The 21928-nt window shown below is 32.3% G+C and carries 8 protein-coding genes; 7 read left to right on the top strand and 1 reads right to left on the bottom strand.

Annotated features, from left to right (window positions below):
- Positions 1–66 precede the first annotated feature (66 nt).
- Genes K4L35_RS01720 through rsmA form a run of 4 tightly spaced genes read left to right on the top strand, consistent with a single transcriptional unit; the run spans position 67 to position 3661 of the window.
- A complete protein-coding gene (locus tag K4L35_RS01720) occupies positions 67–741 on the top strand; it encodes a 16S rRNA (uracil(1498)-N(3))-methyltransferase (RefSeq protein WP_221617228.1) in 675 nt (224 codons plus the stop codon).
- 6 nt (positions 742–747) lie between these two features.
- Complete coding sequence (gene mnmE, locus K4L35_RS01715; RefSeq protein WP_221617227.1) at positions 748–2106, top strand: tRNA uridine-5-carboxymethylaminomethyl(34) synthesis GTPase MnmE; 1359 nt, start codon at positions 748–750, stop codon at positions 2104–2106.
- On the top strand, positions 2106–2897 hold the full coding sequence (locus K4L35_RS01710) for a TatD family hydrolase (protein ID WP_255558948.1): 792 nt from the start codon (positions 2106–2108) through the stop codon (positions 2895–2897). The genes mnmE and K4L35_RS01710 overlap by 1 nt, the downstream gene beginning before the upstream one ends.
- Positions 2897–3661 carry a 16S rRNA (adenine(1518)-N(6)/adenine(1519)-N(6))-dimethyltransferase RsmA gene (rsmA, locus tag K4L35_RS01705; RefSeq protein ID WP_221617226.1) on the top strand — a complete coding sequence of 255 codons (765 nt, stop codon included), beginning with the start codon at positions 2897–2899 and terminating at the stop codon, positions 3659–3661. Before K4L35_RS01710 ends, rsmA begins: the two co-directional genes overlap by 1 nt.
- A gap of 33 nt (positions 3662–3694) precedes the next feature.
- Here the strand turns inward: rsmA and K4L35_RS01700 are convergent, their stop codons facing one another.
- Entirely contained in the window at positions 3695–5899 is a 2205-nt protein-coding gene (locus K4L35_RS01700; protein ID WP_221617225.1) for a hypothetical protein, read from the bottom strand.
- An 82-nt stretch (positions 5900–5981) separates the two neighbouring features.
- Here K4L35_RS01700 and K4L35_RS01695 point away from each other — a divergent pair, with 82 nt between their 5' ends.
- The 3 genes from K4L35_RS01695 to K4L35_RS01685 all read left to right on the top strand — a co-directional run bounded on the left by K4L35_RS01695 (position 5982) and on the right by K4L35_RS01685 (position 21928).
- Positions 5982–6200, top strand: a complete 219-nt coding sequence (locus K4L35_RS01695; RefSeq protein ID WP_221617224.1) for a phosphopantetheine-binding protein — start codon at positions 5982–5984, stop codon at positions 6198–6200.
- Positions 6201–13073 carry a M60 family metallopeptidase gene (locus K4L35_RS01690; protein ID WP_221617848.1) on the top strand — a complete coding sequence of 2291 codons (6873 nt, stop codon included), beginning with the start codon at positions 6201–6203 and terminating at the stop codon, positions 13071–13073.
- 179 nt (positions 13074–13252) lie between these two features.
- On the top strand, positions 13253–21928 hold the full coding sequence (locus tag K4L35_RS01685; RefSeq protein ID WP_221617847.1) for a hypothetical protein: 8676 nt from the start codon (positions 13253–13255) through the stop codon (positions 21926–21928).

Here is a 21928-nt window from a genome sequence, read left to right as displayed (position 1 = left end):
ATTTTAAAGCTAAAAAATTTTTAGAATAGAAATTCCACATTTTTCCTTATTCTTTATAATAAATTTATGAACAGATTTTTTGCACAAAAAATGATAGAAAATCAATTATTTTTTGATTCTAAAACACATAAGCATTTTGATGTTTTGAGACTTGTAAATAAGACATTTATAGCAGTTTTTGAAGGTAAATTTTATGAATGTAAATTGGATTCAAATTACATCGGAATTATTGAGAGAGAAATTGAGGAAAATCATGAGTTTGATTCTCAAGTAATTTTAGCAGCAGCAATGATCAAGATTGATCGCTGAGAGTGAATGTTGGAAAAAGCAGTTGAGTTAGGTGTTACTAAAATTATTCCTGTTATAAGCGAGCATGTTGATGGTACTTTAGCAAAGTTTAAGTATTACAAAAAAGTCGATCGTTTCAAAGAGATTATTCACAGTGCTGCAAAACAGTCTTTTAGAAATGTAATACCAGTTTTAGAAGAACCACAGAAAATCGAAACTGTCTTAAATACAGAAATAGAAGTAAAAATCATAGCTCATGAAAAAGTGACAAAAAATGAAAATAATCCATATCAAATTCCAGGCGACAAGATTTTATTAGTAGGTCCTGAAGGTGGTTTTTCAGAAAAAGAAGTGAACCTAGCAATCAGCAAGGGATTTTTCCCAGTAAGTCTAGGAAAAAGAATATTGAGAGCAGAAACGGCATCGATGTATATGCTAGCTCAAATAAAGTAGGTTAATATGTTTGATAATATAGCAGCAATTAGCTCGGGTTCGAAAGTTAATCAACCGATATCGATAATTCGTGTTTCGGGTCCTGATGCAGTTGAAATCGTTAAAAAAGTTTATAAAGGGCGTGTCGGAAGAGATCACGAAATAACATACGGAAAAATTCAAAACAACCAAGGGGAAATGGTTGATGAAGTTCTTGTGATGTGATTTGTCGGTAAAGAAAAAGATGGAGAAATTGTCTACAACAATTACGTTGGAGAACCCTTAGTTGAAATAAATGCTCATGGTGGTATTGTTGTCACAAACAGAATTTTAGAACTACTTTTAGCTAATGGAGCACGTCTAGCTACACCTGGAGAGTTCACAAGAAGAGCGTTTTTAAACGGAAAGTTGGACCTTGTTAAAGCTGAAGCAATTCATGACATTATTATGGCTAAAACGACTAAGCAGACTCAAATCACAGTAGCTAAACTTGATGGAAAAACAAGTTCAAAACTAGATGTACTAGAAAACAAATTAAGCTATTTGATAGGTCTTTTAGAAGTTAACATCGATTACCCTGAGTACGATGACATTGAAGTCGTGACTGATAATGAAATTAGACCTAAAGTTGCTGAGCTTGTGAAAGAAATGAACGAAATTGTACATTTATCTGAAAGAAGTAAATATATCTTTGAGGGAGTAAATGTAGCAATCCTAGGAAAACCAAACGTAGGTAAAAGCAGTATTTTAAACGCTTTATTAAGCGAAGAAAAAGCAATCGTTACAGATATTGCTGGAACAACTCGAGACTTGGTTGAAGCTGCTTATCAAATCGATGGTTTATTATTTAAACTTGTTGACACTGCAGGTCTAAGAAAAACGGAAGAAGTAGTTGAAAAAATCGGGATTGAAAGATCACTTTCTCAGATCGATAAAGCTGATGTTATAATTCACGTTTTAGACCATACACAAGTAGAAAACGAGTATGACGACTTAATAAGAAAAGAAGTTTTAGCAACGAATAAGTTTTACTTGCCTGTTATGAATAAATCCGATTTACTTCAAGAAAAAGACCAAAAAATGATTACAGTTAGTGCAATAAACAAAGAGATTAGTGAGCTTGAAAACGCTTTAGTAGATTTATTTAAAGATATTGACGTAAATGATGAGAGGCTTTTGAGCAACACAAGACAATTATCGTTAATTAAAAAAGCTTCTCTTCACTTGCAAGAAGCCTTAGATGCAATCCAGGATTATGCACTAAGTTTTGATGTTATTATTGTCGACTTGATAGCAGCATGAGAAGCAATGAGAGAAATTAGAGGAAGGGTAGATAAAGAAGACTTGCTAGATACAATGTTCAAGAACTTCTGTCTTGGTAAATAATGGCTAAAAAAACACTTTTTATAGATGCTCATTCACACGTAACTTCAAAATATTACCTTGAGCAACACATTGATATGATTTTAGAGCAGTTTGACTTTAACAGAGTCGAATTTACGATTTTAAATGGTGGACATAAAGAAGAAAACAAGGGTGTTTTAGAGCTTGCTAAAAAATATCCTGACAAAATAAAACCTGCAATCGGAATTCATCCTGAAACAATTACTTCAAAGGATGATTACAAGTTAATTTTAGATTTAATCGACGAAAACGTCTTAGCCATAGGTGAAATCGGGTTAGATTACTACTACGAAGATGGGCCTTCCAGAGAAATGCAATTAATTAACTTCGAAGAACAATTAAAAATAGCTCAAGAAAGAAATCTTCCCGTAGTTATTCATATAAGGGATAAAGAAGATTCAGATCTCGCATACGCAGATGCATATGAAACTTTAAAGAAATATAAAGTAAAAGCAATGCTTCATACATATGCAGGAACTGTGGAATGAGCTAAAAAGTTTATTGAACTTGATTGCTACATTAGTTTTAGTGGAACAATCACTTTTTCATCAAACCAGCAAGCAAGAGATGTTATTAAAATTGTTCCATTAAACAGAATCTTATGCGAAACTGACGCCCCTTACTTAAGACCTCATCCGTATACAGGTGAAAAGAATGAACCTAACACTATTGTTTACACAACTTACTATGCTGCAGGTGTTTTAGATTTAGGAATGGAAAAATTTGTGGCTAGAGTTAACAAAAATGCCAAAGAATTTTTAGGTATTAAATAATGAAAAACCAAGTATACGCTAAAAAGAAATATGGACAAAATTTCTTGACCGACAAAAACATTATTAACAAGATCATTGCTCTTGCAGATGTTAAAGATAAAAATATTATCGAGATTGGACCAGGTCGTGGCGCTCTAACAAAGGAAATGGTAAAAGAAGCCAAAAGTCTTACTTGTTATGAAATAGATGGTGATATGGTGGAAATTTTGACTAATGAAATTAAGTCAGATAATTTCCATCTAATTCACAAGGATTTTCTTGAGGTTGATTTAAGCAACATGCAATTTTCAAGCGTAATTGCCAACATTCCTTATTACATAACCACCGATATTCTTTTTAAACTTTTTGAAAACGCAAATAAAATCGATAGAGCAGTTTTAATGGTTCAAAAGGAAGTAGCTCAAAGATTAGTCGCTTCTAAGAACTCTCCAGATTATTCAAAATTAACTTTAAGCACTAATTATATTTCAACACCCAAACTAGAATTTATTGTTAAATCAGGTTCTTTTAGCCCTGCCCCAAAGGTAGATTCAGCAATCATTTCTTTAACTTTTAATAAAGATTTTGACAAAAAAGATGAAATGTTCGAATTTTTTAAGTTATGCTTTCTAGCTAGAAGAAAAAAACTGAGTTTCTCACTTAAAACTAAGTATAGTAATCAAACAATAGAAAAAGCATATAAAGAATTAAACTTATCAGATAACATTAGAATTCAGCAACTATCTTTAGAAGAAGTTATTAAGCTTAAAGAAGCTTTAGACTAAAAAAACAAGGCAGTCTGCCTTGTTTTTGTTTACTTATTTAGGTAAATTTGCCTTTGTGTTTTGTTCATTATTAAAGATTACATAAGGTGTTTCTGAGAAACGCATTAAGTATGTGCTTGTAATGTTTCCATTTGAATTTGTCAGTTCTTCCTTTTGAGCATTTGCGTTAGCTAAATCAATGCTTCAAAGTTTGTCACCTTTTACATAGTAAAGTTTTTTTCCGTGTTGGTTAAGAAGCAATGCTGTAGCACCTTCTAAAGTCATTACATCAGCCTCGGCTCCTTTGTTTACTGCGTCAAGTGTTTTTAACTTGTAAATTTCACCTTCTTTTTCAATGAAATAAAATTTACGGTTATAGTACTGTAAAGCAGATAAATTAGTCAATCTTGTTGAATCGTATCCATAAAGACTTTGAATCTTTCCGACAATTGTATCTTTCAGAGACTCTTTTGTATTAATGTTATCTATTTTAGCGTTTGCACTTGGGTTAAGGTTAAACATAGCTTGGTTAACCTCGCTAACGCTTGGTGTGTATCTGAATGTATGATATTGAGCTGCATTATCAAGATCGTTATCTCCAGGTTGACCTATTACTATTTTCTTGGCATTTTCACCTGTTGTGGAACCTGCTGTATCAACGAAAGTTGGATCTGTGTATGTTCATTTTCCTGTTTCATCTTGATACGCCATGAAAATATGAGCATCACCTGTTGCAATTCTGTACTTGATTCCTGCTGATGAAAGTAATCACGAAAGAACGTCTACATACTCTTTACATACACCCTCAAAATCTACATAAGTTTTTTGAAGGTTTGGTTCATTATCAACGTAGTTCATGTTTTCAGCGACATATTTCATTAATACATAAACTTTTTCATGAACAGACATTTTTGAATCTTTTACAAGTTCCATTGCAATTTTTGTGTGAAGTGTTTTTTGTTTGCTTCCTTTGTCGTCTAAAATATTACGCATAAAAGCCGATTGAGATATAAAATCAGTTCCTAGGTCAAATCTAGGCGTACCTAAACTAGATATAGAAAAGTAAGGATAATTTTTTAAATCTTTTTCTAAAAATTTAAGCATTGCATCGTAAGCTACATCATTCGTTAAACCGTGTTCAGCGCCGTATTTAATTCACTCAGAGTGTTGTGGGTCTGATTCGAATGTAATTCTTTTCAAACTTTCTTTTCATAGTTCAATAACTTCATCTTGAGTTAATCAATGAGTAAAGTTAGGTCTCAACTTACCTAGCTCCGTTTTTAGGTATTCCTGAAGATCGTCGTATAATCTCTTAATTTCTAACATTTTCTCGTAATTTGACTCAGAATACTGACCTTCCACTTGTCTTATGATATTATCAATTACATCTTTTCTTTGATGAAAGCCCACTATAATGGGAAAATGACCAAAGTTAGTAAGGCTTTGTTGCTCCAATTTATTTTTAATATCAGGGACTGTTGCATTGAACTGAGTTTTCTTCTCTTCTGTTGTTTTTGCTTTCGATTCTTCTGGTTGTGGTTGTTCAGTCTCTGATACAGGGGTTGTATCACTGTTAAAATTATTTGAATCAGATTGAACGTCTGTCTCTTGAGTATCGTTTTCTCCTGAATTTGTCGATTCTGAGTTTTCTTGTGATTCATGATTGTTATTTTCTAGATTTTCTAGTTGGTTGTTTTCTGTAGGTTGCTCATTCTGATTATTTTCAACATTATTCGATTCATGATCGCTCGTAACCACTTCGTTATTTGATTGAACTGTGTTTGGATCTGTGTTAAATTTTTGCTTTAATATTTCTACTTCTTTTTCTAATTGTGGAAGTTTTTCAGAAAAATAATTGTAGCTTCCTTTAAGAATTTCCGCTGTAGTACCTTCTTCTTGTAAGGAAGATTGTAATGGTCTTACATTGTTTACAATTTTTTCTCTTAATTCTATAACTTCTGGTGTATTGTGTTCACGCTGAACGTCTTCTACATAAGTTGCGAGTTTATTCAGTTTATTTACTAATTCCTGAACATTGTCTCTTCATTTTTGCAGTTCTTCGTGTGATTCAGTGATTTTTGGAATATCGTTAGTTTCTGGTTCAGTAGTAGTAGTCACATCAATTGTTAGAGGAACCTCATTATTATTTTCTGCACTTGTGTTTTTTTCGCTCGAGCAGGCTACGACAAAAGCCATAGGCGAAATCGCTGCTGGAATTAGCAACATATTCATGGTTTTAATTAATTTGTTTTTCTTCATATTATTTTATATTATATAACTTAGTCAAATTAAGAGTTTTAATAACTAGAAAAAGCCACCCTTTCTTCTGTATAATAAAAACATGAATTTAGAGCAAAAAATTTTAGACAGAATTTCAAAGGTGGCAAGAAAAGAAGTATCACTGCATGATACGTTTGACTCCTTAAATATAGATAGTTTAGACCTAGCTGAACTAGTTATGGAAGCAGAAGATGAATTAGGAATCACAGTTCCTGATGAAGAACTGATGAAAATAAAATCAGTACAAGATTTAGTTGAAACTTTAAATAGATTGGTTTAAATGAAAAAGAAAGCAATCGTCATACTAGGTGCAACTGCTGCACTGCTTGGAATTGGTGGCTCAGCTGCTGCTTTTTTTCTATTAAATAAAAGTAAAGAAATTGAAAACAAAGAATCAACTAAAGAACAAGAAACAGAAGATAAAAAAGATGAAAAAACCTTTGATGTAGAAAGTATAAATTTAGACTACCCACAAAAAGAACTAACTGAGGTCAGAAATATTGATCTTGGTCTTTTAAGTTTTTTTAATATTAACCTTGAAGAATATAGAATAGCAGGTTTAACAATTGAGACAAACAATGATAATCCAAGTAATGTTGTTGTAACTTTCGATGTTATTTCAAAAGAAACCAAAGAAGTTGTTGCTAAAAACGTAAAAAGAAAGATTGAGGGGTTCTTAATCAGAGAGAAAAGAGAATCTGAAGTTCACGATATAAATGAAGATGCGAAAAAACTTAGTGCAAGTTTTTTAGGAGATAAAGATTTCCTATTGCTAGAAGATGTAAATCTTGATAACTTTGAAGTGAGTGGTTATAATACAGACCTATACGACTTGGAAATTCAGTCCCTTTCTAAAAACTCTGAAGAAGGAAAAGCCGTCTTAGCCTATAGATTGTCGCAAAAAGATGACATTACAGTCAAATCAGAAACACAGTTTTTTGAAGTTTCTGATTTGCTTACAGAGTCAATGATTTTAAATAAATTAAGAAGCGATTTAAGTCAGATTTCTGTTCAAACAGATGTAGATAAGAATCAAACTTACGCAAGAGATGTTTTGGATTCTCAAATTATGTTCCAAAACTTATCTAAAAAAGCTTTAGTTAATAATGTATCCATTTCAAGTCTTGAAAATTGTTTATCTGTAACATTTAGTTTAATATCAAGTGGATACAGCAGAGAAGTTCAACTTCCAGAAAGCAAAACTATCGAGATCAATGGATTTAAAGTAGATGCCAAAGAATCGAATGAGCCAGTAGAAATTATCGAAGAAAAAGAAGTTGAAGAGAAAAAAGTGAACTTAAATTCTATTTTACCTTCAGTACAAGTATCGTTTGACGGAACCAAAGCTGATGTGTTTGCTCATGATGTTGATTCAAAAAGTGTAATTTTTTCAGGTTTTGACAAGAATCAATTTGAAGTAGAAATCACTGATTTATTACCTTCTTCTACTGAAGTTTTGGTTTCTTTTAAATTAAAAGAAAAAAATTCGGATAATGTTTCAAGCATTAGGCAAGAAACATTAATAGGATTTAAAGAACTAGTAGTCGAAAAAAACTTATCAGAAGTATTAAATGAGACATTAATAGATCTAAACGTATTAATATCTGAAACTTACTCAAGAGATGTGGATCAAGAAAATGTCATTTTTTCAAACTTAGATGAAGAAAAGTATCTTTTAGAAATTACAAGGCTGAATAAACAAGATGATAATGTGTCCGTTTCTTTTAAAGTGAGAAAACTAAACTCTGATGAAGTTTCTGAAGAGAGATCTGTAGTATTTGAAGGTTTCAAAATACCTGATGACTCTAATAAAGACATATTAAATGTTGAAGTTTCGTTCACGGGTGAAAAAGAAAATATATATTCTGAAAATGCAAGTAAATCTCAAATTAGTTTTTCTGCCTACAACACAGATCTTTATGAAGTTAGAGATGTCTCATTAGAGGCTATAGATTCTGTTTTATCAGTAAGTTTTAGATTTTTTAACAAAAGATTAAATACTTTATCGAGCTTTAGAACCGTGGATATTACTGGATTTAAGAAAAAGCCTGTAAAACAGCCTATTTCGCAAATATTAGAGCAAACAAGAGTTCAATATATTAAAAATGTTTCAGAAAATTATGCTGACGAAGTAATTGAGACCGATTTCAACATAACAGGATATGATAGTGATAAATATGAAATTGTAAACAAAAATTTGATTATAAATGACAGAACTGTTACTGTTTCGTTTTCTATTAAAGATAAAGAAACAAGCGAAGTATCAAGTCTTAAAACATCTAACTTCGGACCTTTCAAAGAAAGAGTAGTTAGACCTGATGTTAATGATGTTATAAACTCAGTTGTAGTTGAATATACAAAAGATAAAAGTTTAAATTACTCTAAAAATGTTATTTCTTCAGAATTAAGATTTTCAGGTTATGAAAGATATGAATATCAGATTCAAGATATTTCAATTACAAATCAGCCAGGGTCAATCTCTGTACAATTCAAGTTAAAAGATCTTGTTTCACAAAGTGTATCAAACCTTAAAATTGCATCAATTACAGGATTTAAGATAAAAAGAAATATTGATGATGTTCTTGAAGATTCGTCAATTTCGTTTAATGGTAATAAATCTGAAATATATCCTGATCAAGTACAAAAAGATATGTTATCTATTTCTGAAATGGATTCAATTTATTCATTAGAAGCTCTATCATTTACACCTCAGTCCGATTCAATCAGCGTTTCATATTCAATCAGAGATAATGAAGATAATATAACTTCAAGATTGAAAACTCTGGTAATTCCAGGGTTTAAAGTTAGAGAAAATATCAGAACAGCTCTTTCAAATGTAAGAGTAATTCTAAAAGTTGATGAAGAACAAACTTTTGCAAACGAAGTAAATAATGATTCACTTGACTTTGAATCTTATGATAAAAACGAATTTGACTTAAATATAGATAGAATCGACAGAAACGGATCTGAAGTATCCGTCTATTTCAAATTAATTAGAAAATACAATAATGAAGAGTCGCCGTTAAGAGTTCAAAGATACAAAAACTTCAAAGAAGGTAGCAGAAGTACTGAAGATAAGTTAAATCAAATAACTGCGACGCTTTCAAATAATGGTTATTTTGTTGATGATACTTACAATGTAGTTATTTCCTTAAATAATGTAAGCAGAGATCTAGAACCTGTAAACATAATTTGATACAAAGAAGGTGTTAGAATTTCAAATCAATCTTCAAAACAACTTAATGTAACTAAAAACTCAATTTCGAGCGATACAAACTTTAGCGTTCGAATTAGTTCAGGTGCGCAAAACAGAACGATAAATAATTTAACAGTAAGGATTTTAAATCCTTTAAGAAGTGCGACATTGAGCGCCTCAAGTAGAGGTTTAATGATTGAAGGTTTAAGTTCTGTTTCAAAAGTTAAGTGATACAAAGGAGATGTGTTAGTAAATACTTCGTCAAATCTTAGTTATGCAACTACAGTAAAAGGTATTTACTACGCAATTGTAGAATCAGCAGATGGAACACAGTTTAAAACTAATTCTGTTGAAATTGAAAACAAAACATATTTAAACGAAGTACCAAGTTTTAAAGAAAAACTAACGAACAAAATAAGTATTACAACTTCTCAATCAAAAACCATATCTTCTCAAACTAGAACGCCTCAAAGTGAGTTCTATCAAACAGACTTAGAAACTAGATACAAGCAATATAACTTTAAATATCCTGGTTATAATTACGACTACTCAGGTCCGACTTCAAATCATGAATACAGCTTTTTAACTGTTCCTGTTGATGGGCAAATGAGAAGAGTTAACATTTCAGATATGCTTTTAGAAGAAAGAGTTCCTGGAACGCAAAGTCGTACAAATCCTAAAGATAAAGGCAAAAAGTACAATGACGCGAATTGAATTAGTCAAGAAATTCAAAATAATAGACTTAAAAAACACCCTTATACTAAAAATGCATACATCAATGACGTCCAGGATTCAACAAAGTCTGTAACTAAGAATGTTGTTGTATCAGGAGCGATGGCTGGTTATACAAGCTTCGGGCTTTATATTCCTGCTGGTGAAGTTGCTAATATTACTTTTTCTGCTGATTTTATGAAGTTCTTGACAAACAAGTACAGAAACACACCTAATGTAGCGTTACCATTTCAATTAATTCTAAATCAAAACTATTGAGATAGTTATCCTTACAACGATACAGGAAGAATTAACACTAGATATCCGTTTATGAAGACTACTTTTGCGTTTAAGTTTTCAGACATTCAAAACAATACTCTTAAAATTGGATCGCCATTTGGTGGGCCAATTACATTGTTATTAAATAACCAATTAATTGATAACATGGGATACAACGTTAATTTTGAGGCAACAGTTTCCAACGCCGTAGAAATGTTATTCTATCAACATGGCGTTACTACAGAGCAAGATTGAAATGAACAAATTAGAAAGGTCCAAAGTCGTGAAATTGCAGCTCCTATGGTCGCAATTCAAACAAACTATTCATCAATTCTTGTTCCATTTGATCCTGAGAAACAAACACATTCAATTGCTGGACTTACAATTGATAAATTTAAGTATCCAAAAGAAAACCTGCAAAAATGAGATAGTTTTTACAAAACTTCACAAGAATGATCAGATTTTGGCACATCAAGAATTGCACTAAATTATGCAAGAGGTATTTGAAAAAATGCTGCTGCTTGAGGTGGTGGAGCTAACCTTTGAGCACCTGTAGAGTGAGCTAGATCTTATTTTGAAGGACTAAGTGACTTTGGTTTTGGTGGTTGAGGTAATTACCATGAAATTAACCATAACTTTGAAAGTCATCAAGATCCTTTTAATGTTAGAAATCACGGTTGAACCAATATACCTTCTTTATTGAATCTAACTTACTTAAATGATAGAACGAGATATAGAAATCTTCATGATTGAGATGGAAATATGACTGCTGGATGGGCAACTTTATCAAATGCTTTTGTGGTTTCTGATACTGCAAAACAGGGAGATTGATACAGAATGTATGCTTCATTTTTATATGCAATGGGACGTGATAAGTTTATGGAATGGGTTAAACAATCAAGTCGCCAAGGGCATCATGCGCACCAGGTTTCCAACCCGATTTATACAACTAAATTTATGATTGACAAGTTTGGTTTAAACTTCCATTATGCAGCATTATCGCTAAAAGGAATGAGAACAATTGGAAGTAATGGTGATAATGAAGCGCGTCAAAGAAACAGAAGATGATTAGACGCCTTCCCACTTCGTAATGAAATTCAAAAAGACGCTTATGCTTCTATTTATGATAGCTTCTATAACTATCCTGCAGTTGATTTTGTCGGTAATCTTTACGCATCAGGTCAGTTCATTTATGAGTCGAGAGCAAATAGTTTTGATTACACTGGTGATGTTATGCCTGCTTTTGAAATTCCTGCTTTCGAACCATATACCTTTGATTTTGAAAAAGGGATTTCTTCTGCAAACCCAAACTTTACATGAACTTTAGGATCAGTCCCAAGAACAACAAAACTAGGTGGCACTCTAAGGGTCAACGGCAAGAAAATTACGTATACAGCCAATAAAGAATCACTAAACGAGATTGATGAATTTGATCTGGAAATAATACCTGGTTCATGATCAGGAAAGCCTACAAAATATGTGCCTAAATACAAATTCAAAATTAAAATCAGAAATGTCGTTAATCAACCTAAACTAACTCTTTATCCAAAAATGAGAGGGTCACTCAATAACATCAATGATGCTTTAAATGCATCTTCATTACCTGTAAATCAGCGTAATTCGGTAACTATCTCTCAAGGTTGAAAATCGGGTCAGCTGAATTACTTTAGCAAAAGAAATGAACCTAATTTATCAAATACCTTAATGGTAGTTGAAGCTAAGTTCGTAGCTCCGATCACTGGAACACTTGAATTTTGAGGATACTTTGATGATGAATACAGAATCACGGTTGATGGACAAGTTAAAAAACACGAACGTTCTCAAGAAAACCAAATTAAATCACCTTTTGAAATGCGATTTGAAAAAGGAAGAGTTTATAACTTCAAGATTGAAGTATTTAATCAATTTGGAGCTGGTAGAGCACAATATTGATTTACTGAACCTGTAAGCCAGCAGAAATATTACCTTGAAGAAAATTCTTTAGCTCCTGGATATGCAGCGAATAAATCAAAAACTGGTGTTAGCGTTGATCAGCTAATAAATAATAAAGAGTACAAATATCAGCCAAGATTTAGAGATGAAGACGAGCTAAATCAAAATGAAATTTCGAGATATGCACCAAGTGAAAAAGGTGATGAAGTGTATTTTGTTGATGCTGATAATGCCTATGCAGCAGACACTTTAGGAAGTTTCCCGATAAGAAACGCTTTTGATCAAAATCTTTATACTAAATATGAACAAAAGAGATCAAACAAAACTGGATTTAGATTAAGAATGCCTAAACCTAGAATCATTAATTATCTTGAAGTTACAAGGTTCAGTGCTGCAACATCAGATTTTGTGCCTAATTGATATAGAATAACAACAGCAAATACCGATGCAAGTACGAACGAAGTGCTTTTTGAAGGATTTATCAACACAAGTTTTGCAAGCTCAGAAAAAGCAAGAATCTTTTTCAACAAAAGCATTTATACACAAGCAATTCACGTTGAAATGGAACGAAGATCTAAGGACAGCTTTACCCCTTCTGGTTCAGGAATTACCCTTTCTGAAATAAACCTAGGATACAAAGTTAAGCCACAAGAATTAATACCTGCAAATAGCGAAAAAATTAATTACTATGGTTCATGAGAGTTGTTAAACAATGATGATGAAAGAGTTTATTCTGTGGTTAATAATATCGCTTCAAGAACAACTACGGAAGGCGACTTCATAGAATTTGATCTTGAAGGAAACGAATTTACTTTAGTAGGTAAAAAATCAAGAAACGGATCTTCTTTCAGAATTTACGTCGACGATCAAGTAGTTGTCGACAGCGTTTCTACGGTTGACCCAACACAAAATTTCAATGCTCCTATTTTTCAACGTGTTTTAGCAATTAATTCAAATCAAAAACACAAAATAAAAATAGAAAATCTTGAAAACAAAGAACTTGTAATTAATTACATAGTAACTTCTAAGCCTTAAACATAGAGCCTTAGGGCTCTTTTTTTTTTTTTTTGCTTGACACCGATGACATTGTACGCGAGATGTTAATAAGTTTGTTAATTCTTTATAATTAAAATAAGAATAATTTTTATAAAAATTAAAAAAATTTATTAGGTAATACCAAAAGGCGTATTACATAGTAATAAAAAGGATGTAGTATGAGTACAAAAGGTAATAAAACAAAGATTGCTTTAGGTGTGTCAGCGACACTTTTAGCAATAGGTGGTTTATCAACAACTGCTATTTTGTTAACACTAAATAACAAGTATCAAGAACAAAACCCAGAAGGTTATGTTTTTGAGCAACTCAAAAATGAAAGTCAAGAGCTTTTAGATTTTTTATCTTCAGAAGCAGCCAAAAACTTATCTGAAGAGAATAGAAAAGCCTTAAACCAACTTCTTGAAAACGCAAACCAGCTTTTAAGTAATGAAAAGACAGGGATTGCTGATTTAGTAATCAAGAGAAATGAATTACGTAATGAAAAAGCCAAAGCAAAAGTTAAGATTGCAGAATCTCAAGACTTGAATTCTGTTTTAGATGCTTATGTCAACCAAGTAAAAGATTCAGATTTAAAAAAACTTGCTCAAGAGGCACTAGAAAATGCTAAATCGCAGTTAGCAAATTCAGCTGATAAATCTGAAGTTTTAAATAACTTATTTGCTTCAGTAGATAATTTGATTAAAAGCCAAAATGAGTTACAACTTGCTCTCGAAACTAAAGTTTGAACAATGCACAAAGAGTTAGCAAACGGAACATCTGTTTTCACTAAACCTGCTGAAAAAGCCCTTGTTGCTAATGCAATCCAACAAGTTGTTGAAATGCTTGAAAGAGATGAGTACACAAACGACAACATTATTGAATATTCAAAAATGTTTTCTAAGGTAGTAAATGATTTGAGCGAAAACACAACAAAAGTTTTCGATGCTAAAATGGAAGCTTTAAGATCGTTAGATAATGTAAGAGACATCGTGCAAGATGCTGCTCTTGAAGCAGATCAAAAGCAAGAAATGTTGGATCGTTTAGAAGAATATAAAAAGTCGATCAACAACCCAGTTTCAACTTTAGCCCCAACAAAAGCACAAGAACTAGAAGTTTTAAAAACACTAATCAAACAAGAGATCGAAAACATTCAAAGAGCACAAAAAACAGATCAAGAAAACAAAAATGACTTATTAGCGTTAATTGAGACAGCTAAAAACTTACAGGCAAACGAAAAAGTTCAAGAATTAGTTAAGCAAAAATCAGGTGAGGTTGAGTCTAAATTAGATCAGCTTGACAAAAATGCTGTTTTAAAAGCACAAAGAGAAATTTCTGAAATACTTACACTTTCAAAAACTATCTCTGACTTAGTAGATCAAATTAATCAAAATCAAGAATCGTACAAGCAAGAAAAATCAATCACTGAAGAACTTGCAAACAAGACACAAGAATCTCTAACACAGGTATTCGCACAAGAAAATTTAGATTTAGAAAGCTTACTGAAACAAGTAAGTGATATTTTCAATTCACTTAACGATGCTGCCGTTATCAATCAAACACTAAAAGCAGCTTTAAAAGAAGTAAAAGAACAAGCACAGCATGCGAAAGAGACAGGGTACCAAGTAGATACAAACGCTCTTGAAAGTCTAATTGACCAGTTATCAAATGGTATTGATAATCCACAAGACACAAACGCATTAAATGACATGCTTGTTTCTTTATCAAACCAATTAAGAGATATCAATAAAAAAGAACTTACTGATTTATTTGAAAAATCAAAAGAACTTTTAGACACTGCTACATCACTTTCACAAAATACAAAAGATAGATTGAATGCTCTTAATAGCCAAGCACAAACAATGCTTGCAAAAACAAACTCACCATTTAGAGCAGAGCTTCAAAACTTAATTGAAGAATACAAAAAAACACTTGATGCTGCAAGTGCAGATATTCAATTAGCAGACTTTAAAGCTAAAGCAAACAAAGTTAAAGAAGCTATCTCAGAAAAGTTTGAAGAAGGTTCAACTTTTAACGACAAACTTCAAAAACAAATTGACAAAATTGTCAAACAAGCCGAGCTTATAGCGCTAGATAAAACTCTTGATGAAGAAACAAGAGCTCAAAAACTTCAAGAATTAGAAGACCAAATGAATAAAGTTCTTGAAAATACAGACAAGTTTAAAAAGCTTGAAGATTCAATCAAAAATGCACAAGATGAACTTGCAAAAGTAACAGATCCTGCTGAAGCTGCAGCTCTTAAAAAACAAATTGATAAGATTAATGACTTAATCGACGAAGGTATTAAATCTCTTGACAATCCACAAGATACACAAGCAGACAGAATTGCTCAAGATATTGACCAAGCAGTTAATGATTTTATTAATGATAAAAACAACTACAGAGGTGACGCAGAGTACTTAGATGCAGTTGCAAAAATCAACAAAGGTTTTGGTGGAGATTTACCTGAAAATCTTAGATCACCTGCTCATCAGAACTTCCTAGACAAAGCTCAACAGCTAAGAGATAAAATCAAAGACCCTTCTTTATCAGAAGAAGAGCATCAAAAAGCAATCGAAGATCTTCAAAAACTTGCTGAAAACGCTGAAAAGGCAAAAGAGTTAGAAAACGCAGCTAAAAAATTAGAAGATTTAATTAAACAAGCTGAAGCCAGAGATTTTGGACAAGCAAATAATCCAACTGCTGAAATCACAAAAGCAAAAGAAGAGCTAGCAAAAATCAAAGATGCTCTAGCAAATCTTAATAATTCAGATATTACACCAGCTGAAGATTATGAAGCAAAAATTGCTGATGCAACTAAAGCTCAAGAAGATCTTTCAGATGCCCTTGACAGAGCAGGTCTAAAACAAGCAATGCAAAACTTAGAGCTTTCGCTTTATGATGACCCAGAAGGTGATAAAGAAAATCAAACACCTTATGTTGATTCAAATAATTCAGTTAAAGCATTAGTTGCTAAAATGCAAGAATTGCTTGATAAGCAAGATCCAAAAGCAACAAAAGAAGAACTAATTGAAGCTCAAAAAAGAGTTCAACAAGCTAAAATCCTTGCTGACAAACTTAAAGAAGCAAATGAAAAATTAGCAACTGTAAATGCTGAAAATCATCCTGAAGCTTACAACAATCTAAAACAAGCAATTTTAGATAACTTAATGAACATCGATGATACAAGATCTCAAGAGGCTCAAAAAGTTCAAAACCTGGATATCGAATTATCGAAAACAGACAGACGTGCAGCTCTTGCTGACAAATTAAAAGAATTAAAAACGCTATACTCAGACGAAGACAAAGCAAAAGCAATTCATAAAGAAGATGCAGCAAAACTTGAAGAAATCATTGCTGAGTATCAAAAAGAACTTGAAAATCCTGAAACAACTGCATCAAGATTGCAGACTATTTTAGCACAGGCTGAAGCTAAGAAAAAAGAGTTTGAAGCTAAAAAAGCACTTCGTGAAGAAGAGTTCAAAAAAGCTGTTGATGACACACAAGCTCAAATCGATGCATTAAAAGAACTTGCAAAAGCAACAGGGGTTACAGATTTAACAAACCTTGACAAAGTGGTTGCTGAATTTGAAACAGCAAAAGCAGACACTACAAACTCAACACCTCAAACTATTGCAGATATTAAGAAAAAATTAGAATTAGCCTACCAAAAAGACTTGTTCAACAAAAAATATGAAGATCTTAAGGCAAAAATTGATGGTTTAACAGCTTACTCTGACACAGAAGATGGTCAAGCTCGTAACGTAACTGATGAAGTTAAGAAAAAACTAAATGCCCTTAATGACGCAATTAAAGCAGGTGTGGATACAAAAGAAAATCCTGAAGACGCCCTAGCAGTTAAAAGAGCTATTGAAAAACTTGCATCTCTTGATAACCTAACAGATAGAGAAGGGACATATCTAGATAGCTTAAACGACAGAAGCAATAACCAAGAGCAAACAGCAGTAGACCAAAGAAACAAAATCGCGGACGCATTAATTAGTAAAATACCAACTTCTGTTGATAATTTAGGTGAAGACGTAACAAATCCTGAAATCAGAAAAGCAACAAAAGATATCTTTGATGTTTATTTAGAAAACTCAGAATTGGACGACATTAAAACAGCTGAAGAAAAAGAAATTGACAAGTTCAAAAAAGCTGTAGAAGATTCATTCAAAACTACTGACGAACAAGGTGCTCCTACTCAAGAAAAAGACTCTTCAAAAGATCCTGTTCTTGAAGATGCATTGTTAAAGAAAATTGAAGAACTTAGAACAGAACTTAAAAATGCAGAAAATAAAGAAGCAATCCCTGCAATTGATGAAAAACTACAAGATCTTAAAAATAAAAAAGATAAATTAGTCGAGCTTTCACAAACAGTTAAAAAGGCAGCTGATAAAGTCGCTGAGATTTTAGGAACTGATGAAGCACCTATTAATGATGTAGATCCAGCAAAAAAAGCTATAGCAGATAAAATTAAAGAAATTACAAACCAAATTCAAGGAGATGGAGAAGGAAATTACTTAAGCTTATCTGAAGAAGATATTTTAGCTAAGAAAAATAAAATTGAAGAACTTCTAAAAAACTTAAATACAACAACAGAGATCAAAGAAAAAGTAAAAGAATTAAACACATTACTAGACGGTATTACATACCCAGAACCTGATTGAACTTTAGAAGAAAAACCAAGAGCCACAACTCCTGAAAATGCTGAAGCAGCAAAAACTGCTTTCAAAGCTTATGTTCAAAAACTAAACGATTCTATTGATGCTAATGCAACAGATGTTGAAAAACTTGAAGAAATTAAGTTAAGTATCGATCCTATCAAAAATGCAATCGAAGCTCACAAGGCAGCAATCGAGAAGTATAACCAAATTAAAGCAGATGAGGATTACAAAGATGTTTCTATAAACCCTGATTCAACATCTAAGGAAACATACGGATTTGCCTATGATGCAGATAAATTCGCAAATGCTATAATCGCAACAGTTCCTGTTGTGGGTGACTCAACAACAGAAAGTATTACATTTGTTGAAAAGAAATTATTAATTGATTTAAACAAAAACACAGAAGCAGCGTTTGACTTATACGAGTCAAGAAAATCAACACTTGACAGACTTATTTTCAACAGAAAAGATGAACTTCCAGAACATGCAGAACCTAAAAACAATTCTTACAAATTCTCGCAAAAAGCAAGACTAGTAAATGAACAAGGTAACGTTGAAGATAAATACGCAAAACTTTGAGCGAGAAATAACGAATTCTACAATGAACAAGCACAAAAAGTTAAAGCATCAGATGACAATAACAAAGAAACAAGAGCTCAACAACTAGAAAAATTCTCTGATGCCCTAAACCAAGCTTCACTAGTTACAGATGTCTTTGATTATTATGTTGAAATTGCTGACAAGATTTCTTTAGCAAAAGAAGCAATCAAAAAAGCTGAAGACTTTATGGCAACCTCAGGAACAAGAGAAGAAAATACTTCATCGCTTAGAGATGTTATTGCTCAATTAAAATCTGAAATCGAATGAGCTGAAGGTTCAGAAGATAACTCGACTTCTTCTGCTTACTACAGCGAGAAAAATCCATTCATTTTACAAACAAAAAGAGATTCAATTAAGAATAAAACTGCACTTCTTGATTTAGGTATTGCAGTTGCTAAGGCTTTAGATGAAATCGACAAATATAATACAAACAAACCTAACTCAATTCAGAACTTTGCAAACTTCTTAGAAGACTCTGATAAACAGCCGTTACGTGAAATTATAAAATTAGCTGTTTCTGAATCACTAAATTCAGCAGGTGGTGAAGAGGTTTACCAAGAAATTAAAGAAAAATACATTGATGGTTTTGGTGATTTCTCTTATAAAACAGCTCTTCAATCTTCTTTAGGTCTTAGAAAAGCTGTATTCTATGCACAAGAATACGTTAAATTCAATGCTCAAACTACTGAAAACTTCTCTAAATCAAACGAAGTAGCACAAAAATACCAAGATCTTCAAAACAAAATTACATCATCTGAAGCACTGCTTTCTGCTTCTAATGTAGGTCAAGAAAATGCGTCAGGTCAAAAAAGAAATAACGACACTATTAAAGAAGCAGCAGAGTCAATTCTTAACCCAACTGATGGTGTGCTAACAGAAATCAGAAGATTAAAATCTGATGAAGTAAGACATCAACTAAACAATGCAAAAAGATTGCAAAGATTGATTGACTCATATTACAACGGTGCTGCCGTTCCAGGTGATGCAGATTTCGAAACAGTAGCTATTCAAGACCTTGAAAGAGCCGCATGAAACTATCCGAACGAAATTAATTTAACAAACGAAAAACTTAAAAAATCTATTGACAAAACAAATAGTAAATATCAAGCTATTTTCGACCAAGAAATTACACTTCTTACACAAGCAAAAGATAGATACAAAGAGTATTATGACTTGCTTTCAAACTCGATAACAGAAAATGGTGTTACTGTTGATGCTGAAAAAGTTTTAAAAACATCAGGCATTAATGCGTCAGACTTAAGAGAATTTGAAACTATTCAGCAAACTTCTGAAGCAGATCTTAGAAACAAATTTAATGAAGCTGAAACTGAAGAATCAAATCCAAAAAGAGACACTCTTACTCTAATCACAAGTCAAAAAGAAAAACTTAATAGATTAGAAGAAAGAGTTAAAGTTGTATCTGTAAATAAATTAAAAGCAGATACTAAAGATTACGAAAAGTTCAAAAATGTACTTTCTGATGAACAAAATGGATGACTTGCATTCCTAAAAAGAATTAAGTATTATGGCTCAACAAACGCAATTTCTACAAATATGGGACCAAGAATTAATGATTTTGTTTCAAAATGAGCACAAGTTCCTTTAATAACAGATGTTTCAAACTTCCAACAATATTCAGACCTTCTTAAAAAAGTTACCGTGTTGGATAACAGTTATGACAAGATGTTCTATGGAGAGTCAGAAACTGATATTTACGGATTAAAAACAGCACTAAACAGATTCTTATTAGGGGACGACTCTTATGTCGGATTCTCGAATCTTGAAGAATTTCTAAAAACAATGACAACAGCAGAATTTGATGCAAATAGTCCAAAATTCCAAAAAGCTTATGCTGAATTTAATAAAACAGCAGAAATTTCAAAAGCAATTAATCAAGAGTTGCAATCTCTAGACAGAAACACAACTTCCAAAGCTCAAATGTTTATCACATCAAGTAAATTAGTTGACAGTTTAGATTCTTTCTCAAGATGATTTGAGTCTCCTGTAAATACAAAGTTAATTTATGATGCTCTTTATTTAAATGGTCTTCAACCTATTGCAGATACTGACTTAGTTACAAAACCAAACTATGCAGCGATTGAACCAAAAGATTCAACAACTGCAGAGAAATTCCATTCAGTATTGCAAAAAATCAAGAAATTAGATATCAGAGGAATTGATAAATCTTATGTAAACGGAACAGAAAAACAAGCTGTAAATATTTCTAACGTTGCTTCTATGCAAGAGTATGCCGATTTATTCAATAAATTTAACATTCTTAAAAACGATTCTGAAGACGTGCTAAATTTATACAAAAACGATTTTGATAGAAGAAACCCAGGGGCAATAAATAAGGTTTCAATAATAAGTAAAGGTACAAATTCTGATGGTACTCATAACTTCATCACAATCATCGATCAAGCAGAGACTTCATTCAAGAGAGCCTTAGTAGACTTAAACTTTTCATTTAGAAACTCTAGAAGCAGAACTAGCCATTATGACACTTGAGCATTTGCTCATGTTTCAAACATTAATCACTTAATTGAAAACGTGTCTATCGTATTTAAAACAAGAGAAAGCGTATCTGTAGGTAAGTCAAATCTATCAGACTTAAATAAAATTGGTAAGGAGCCACTATTCACTTCAGAAGAGGCAGGTTGAACACCATCACAAACATCAGCATACCTTACCTCAGCATTCGCTTCTGCTACACTAATGCAGTTGAATGCTCAAAATGCAACATACTTCACGGAAAATGTGGTTTCATCAGAAAACGGATCAAATAGTAAGTTCAAAATAAAAATAAAAATGTCTAAATCAATCAGCGACATTGATGGAAATACATATACACAAGATGGTGATGAAATTTACTGAAAACCTCTTAACCCACAATATATGTCAGGTACAGAAATCGCATACCAAGAAAATGTAAGTTCATACGACCATGCTGACGTTCGTAACTCTTCTTCACAAACAGATTTAACTTGAAGAGAAGAAAATTACGATGGATACAGAACAACATTATCTGAAAAAGATCAAAACAAAATATTATCAATGCTTCCGATTGTAGTATCGGTTCCAGCAACAGTAACATCATCTAGTGGTTCAAGAAAGGGTGCAATTGTATTTAGAATTGTTATTTTAAATAGATTTGAAGCAAATCCTACAGGTCCACAAACTGTAGTTCTAAACGCTGATGTTCTAGATGCATCAGGGTCAGCTACTCTTGAACACCCATTTGGATCTAATACATATTTATTCTTAGGTGACTCAAACAAAACAGATTCTAAGGCATTAGCAAAAGAAACTCTTGACAAAATTAAGTATCCTCAATACATAAGAAAAATTTACGCTGGTTTAAGCTGAAGCCCAGCTGATGGAAAAGATGCAAAAAGCATTTACCCACAAACTGCAGGAGCTACATACAAGCCAGCTCTAATCAGAATACCAGACCCTGCTAGACCAGGATCTTACTTAGTAGAAACAACATCAGGAGCAAATGATTACGGACTATTCACACCTGCTTTCGTTCAAGAATACATTGAAAAATTTGAATTAGACTTTAACTTACAAGGTGATAAAAAACAATAA

The sequence above is a fragment of the Mycoplasma sp. Ms02 genome (assembly GCF_019720735.1).
Taxonomy (GTDB): Bacteria; Bacillota_I; Bacilli_A; order Mycoplasmatales; family Metamycoplasmataceae; genus Mycoplasmopsis.
This window is presented reverse-complemented; position numbering and strand designations above follow the sequence as displayed.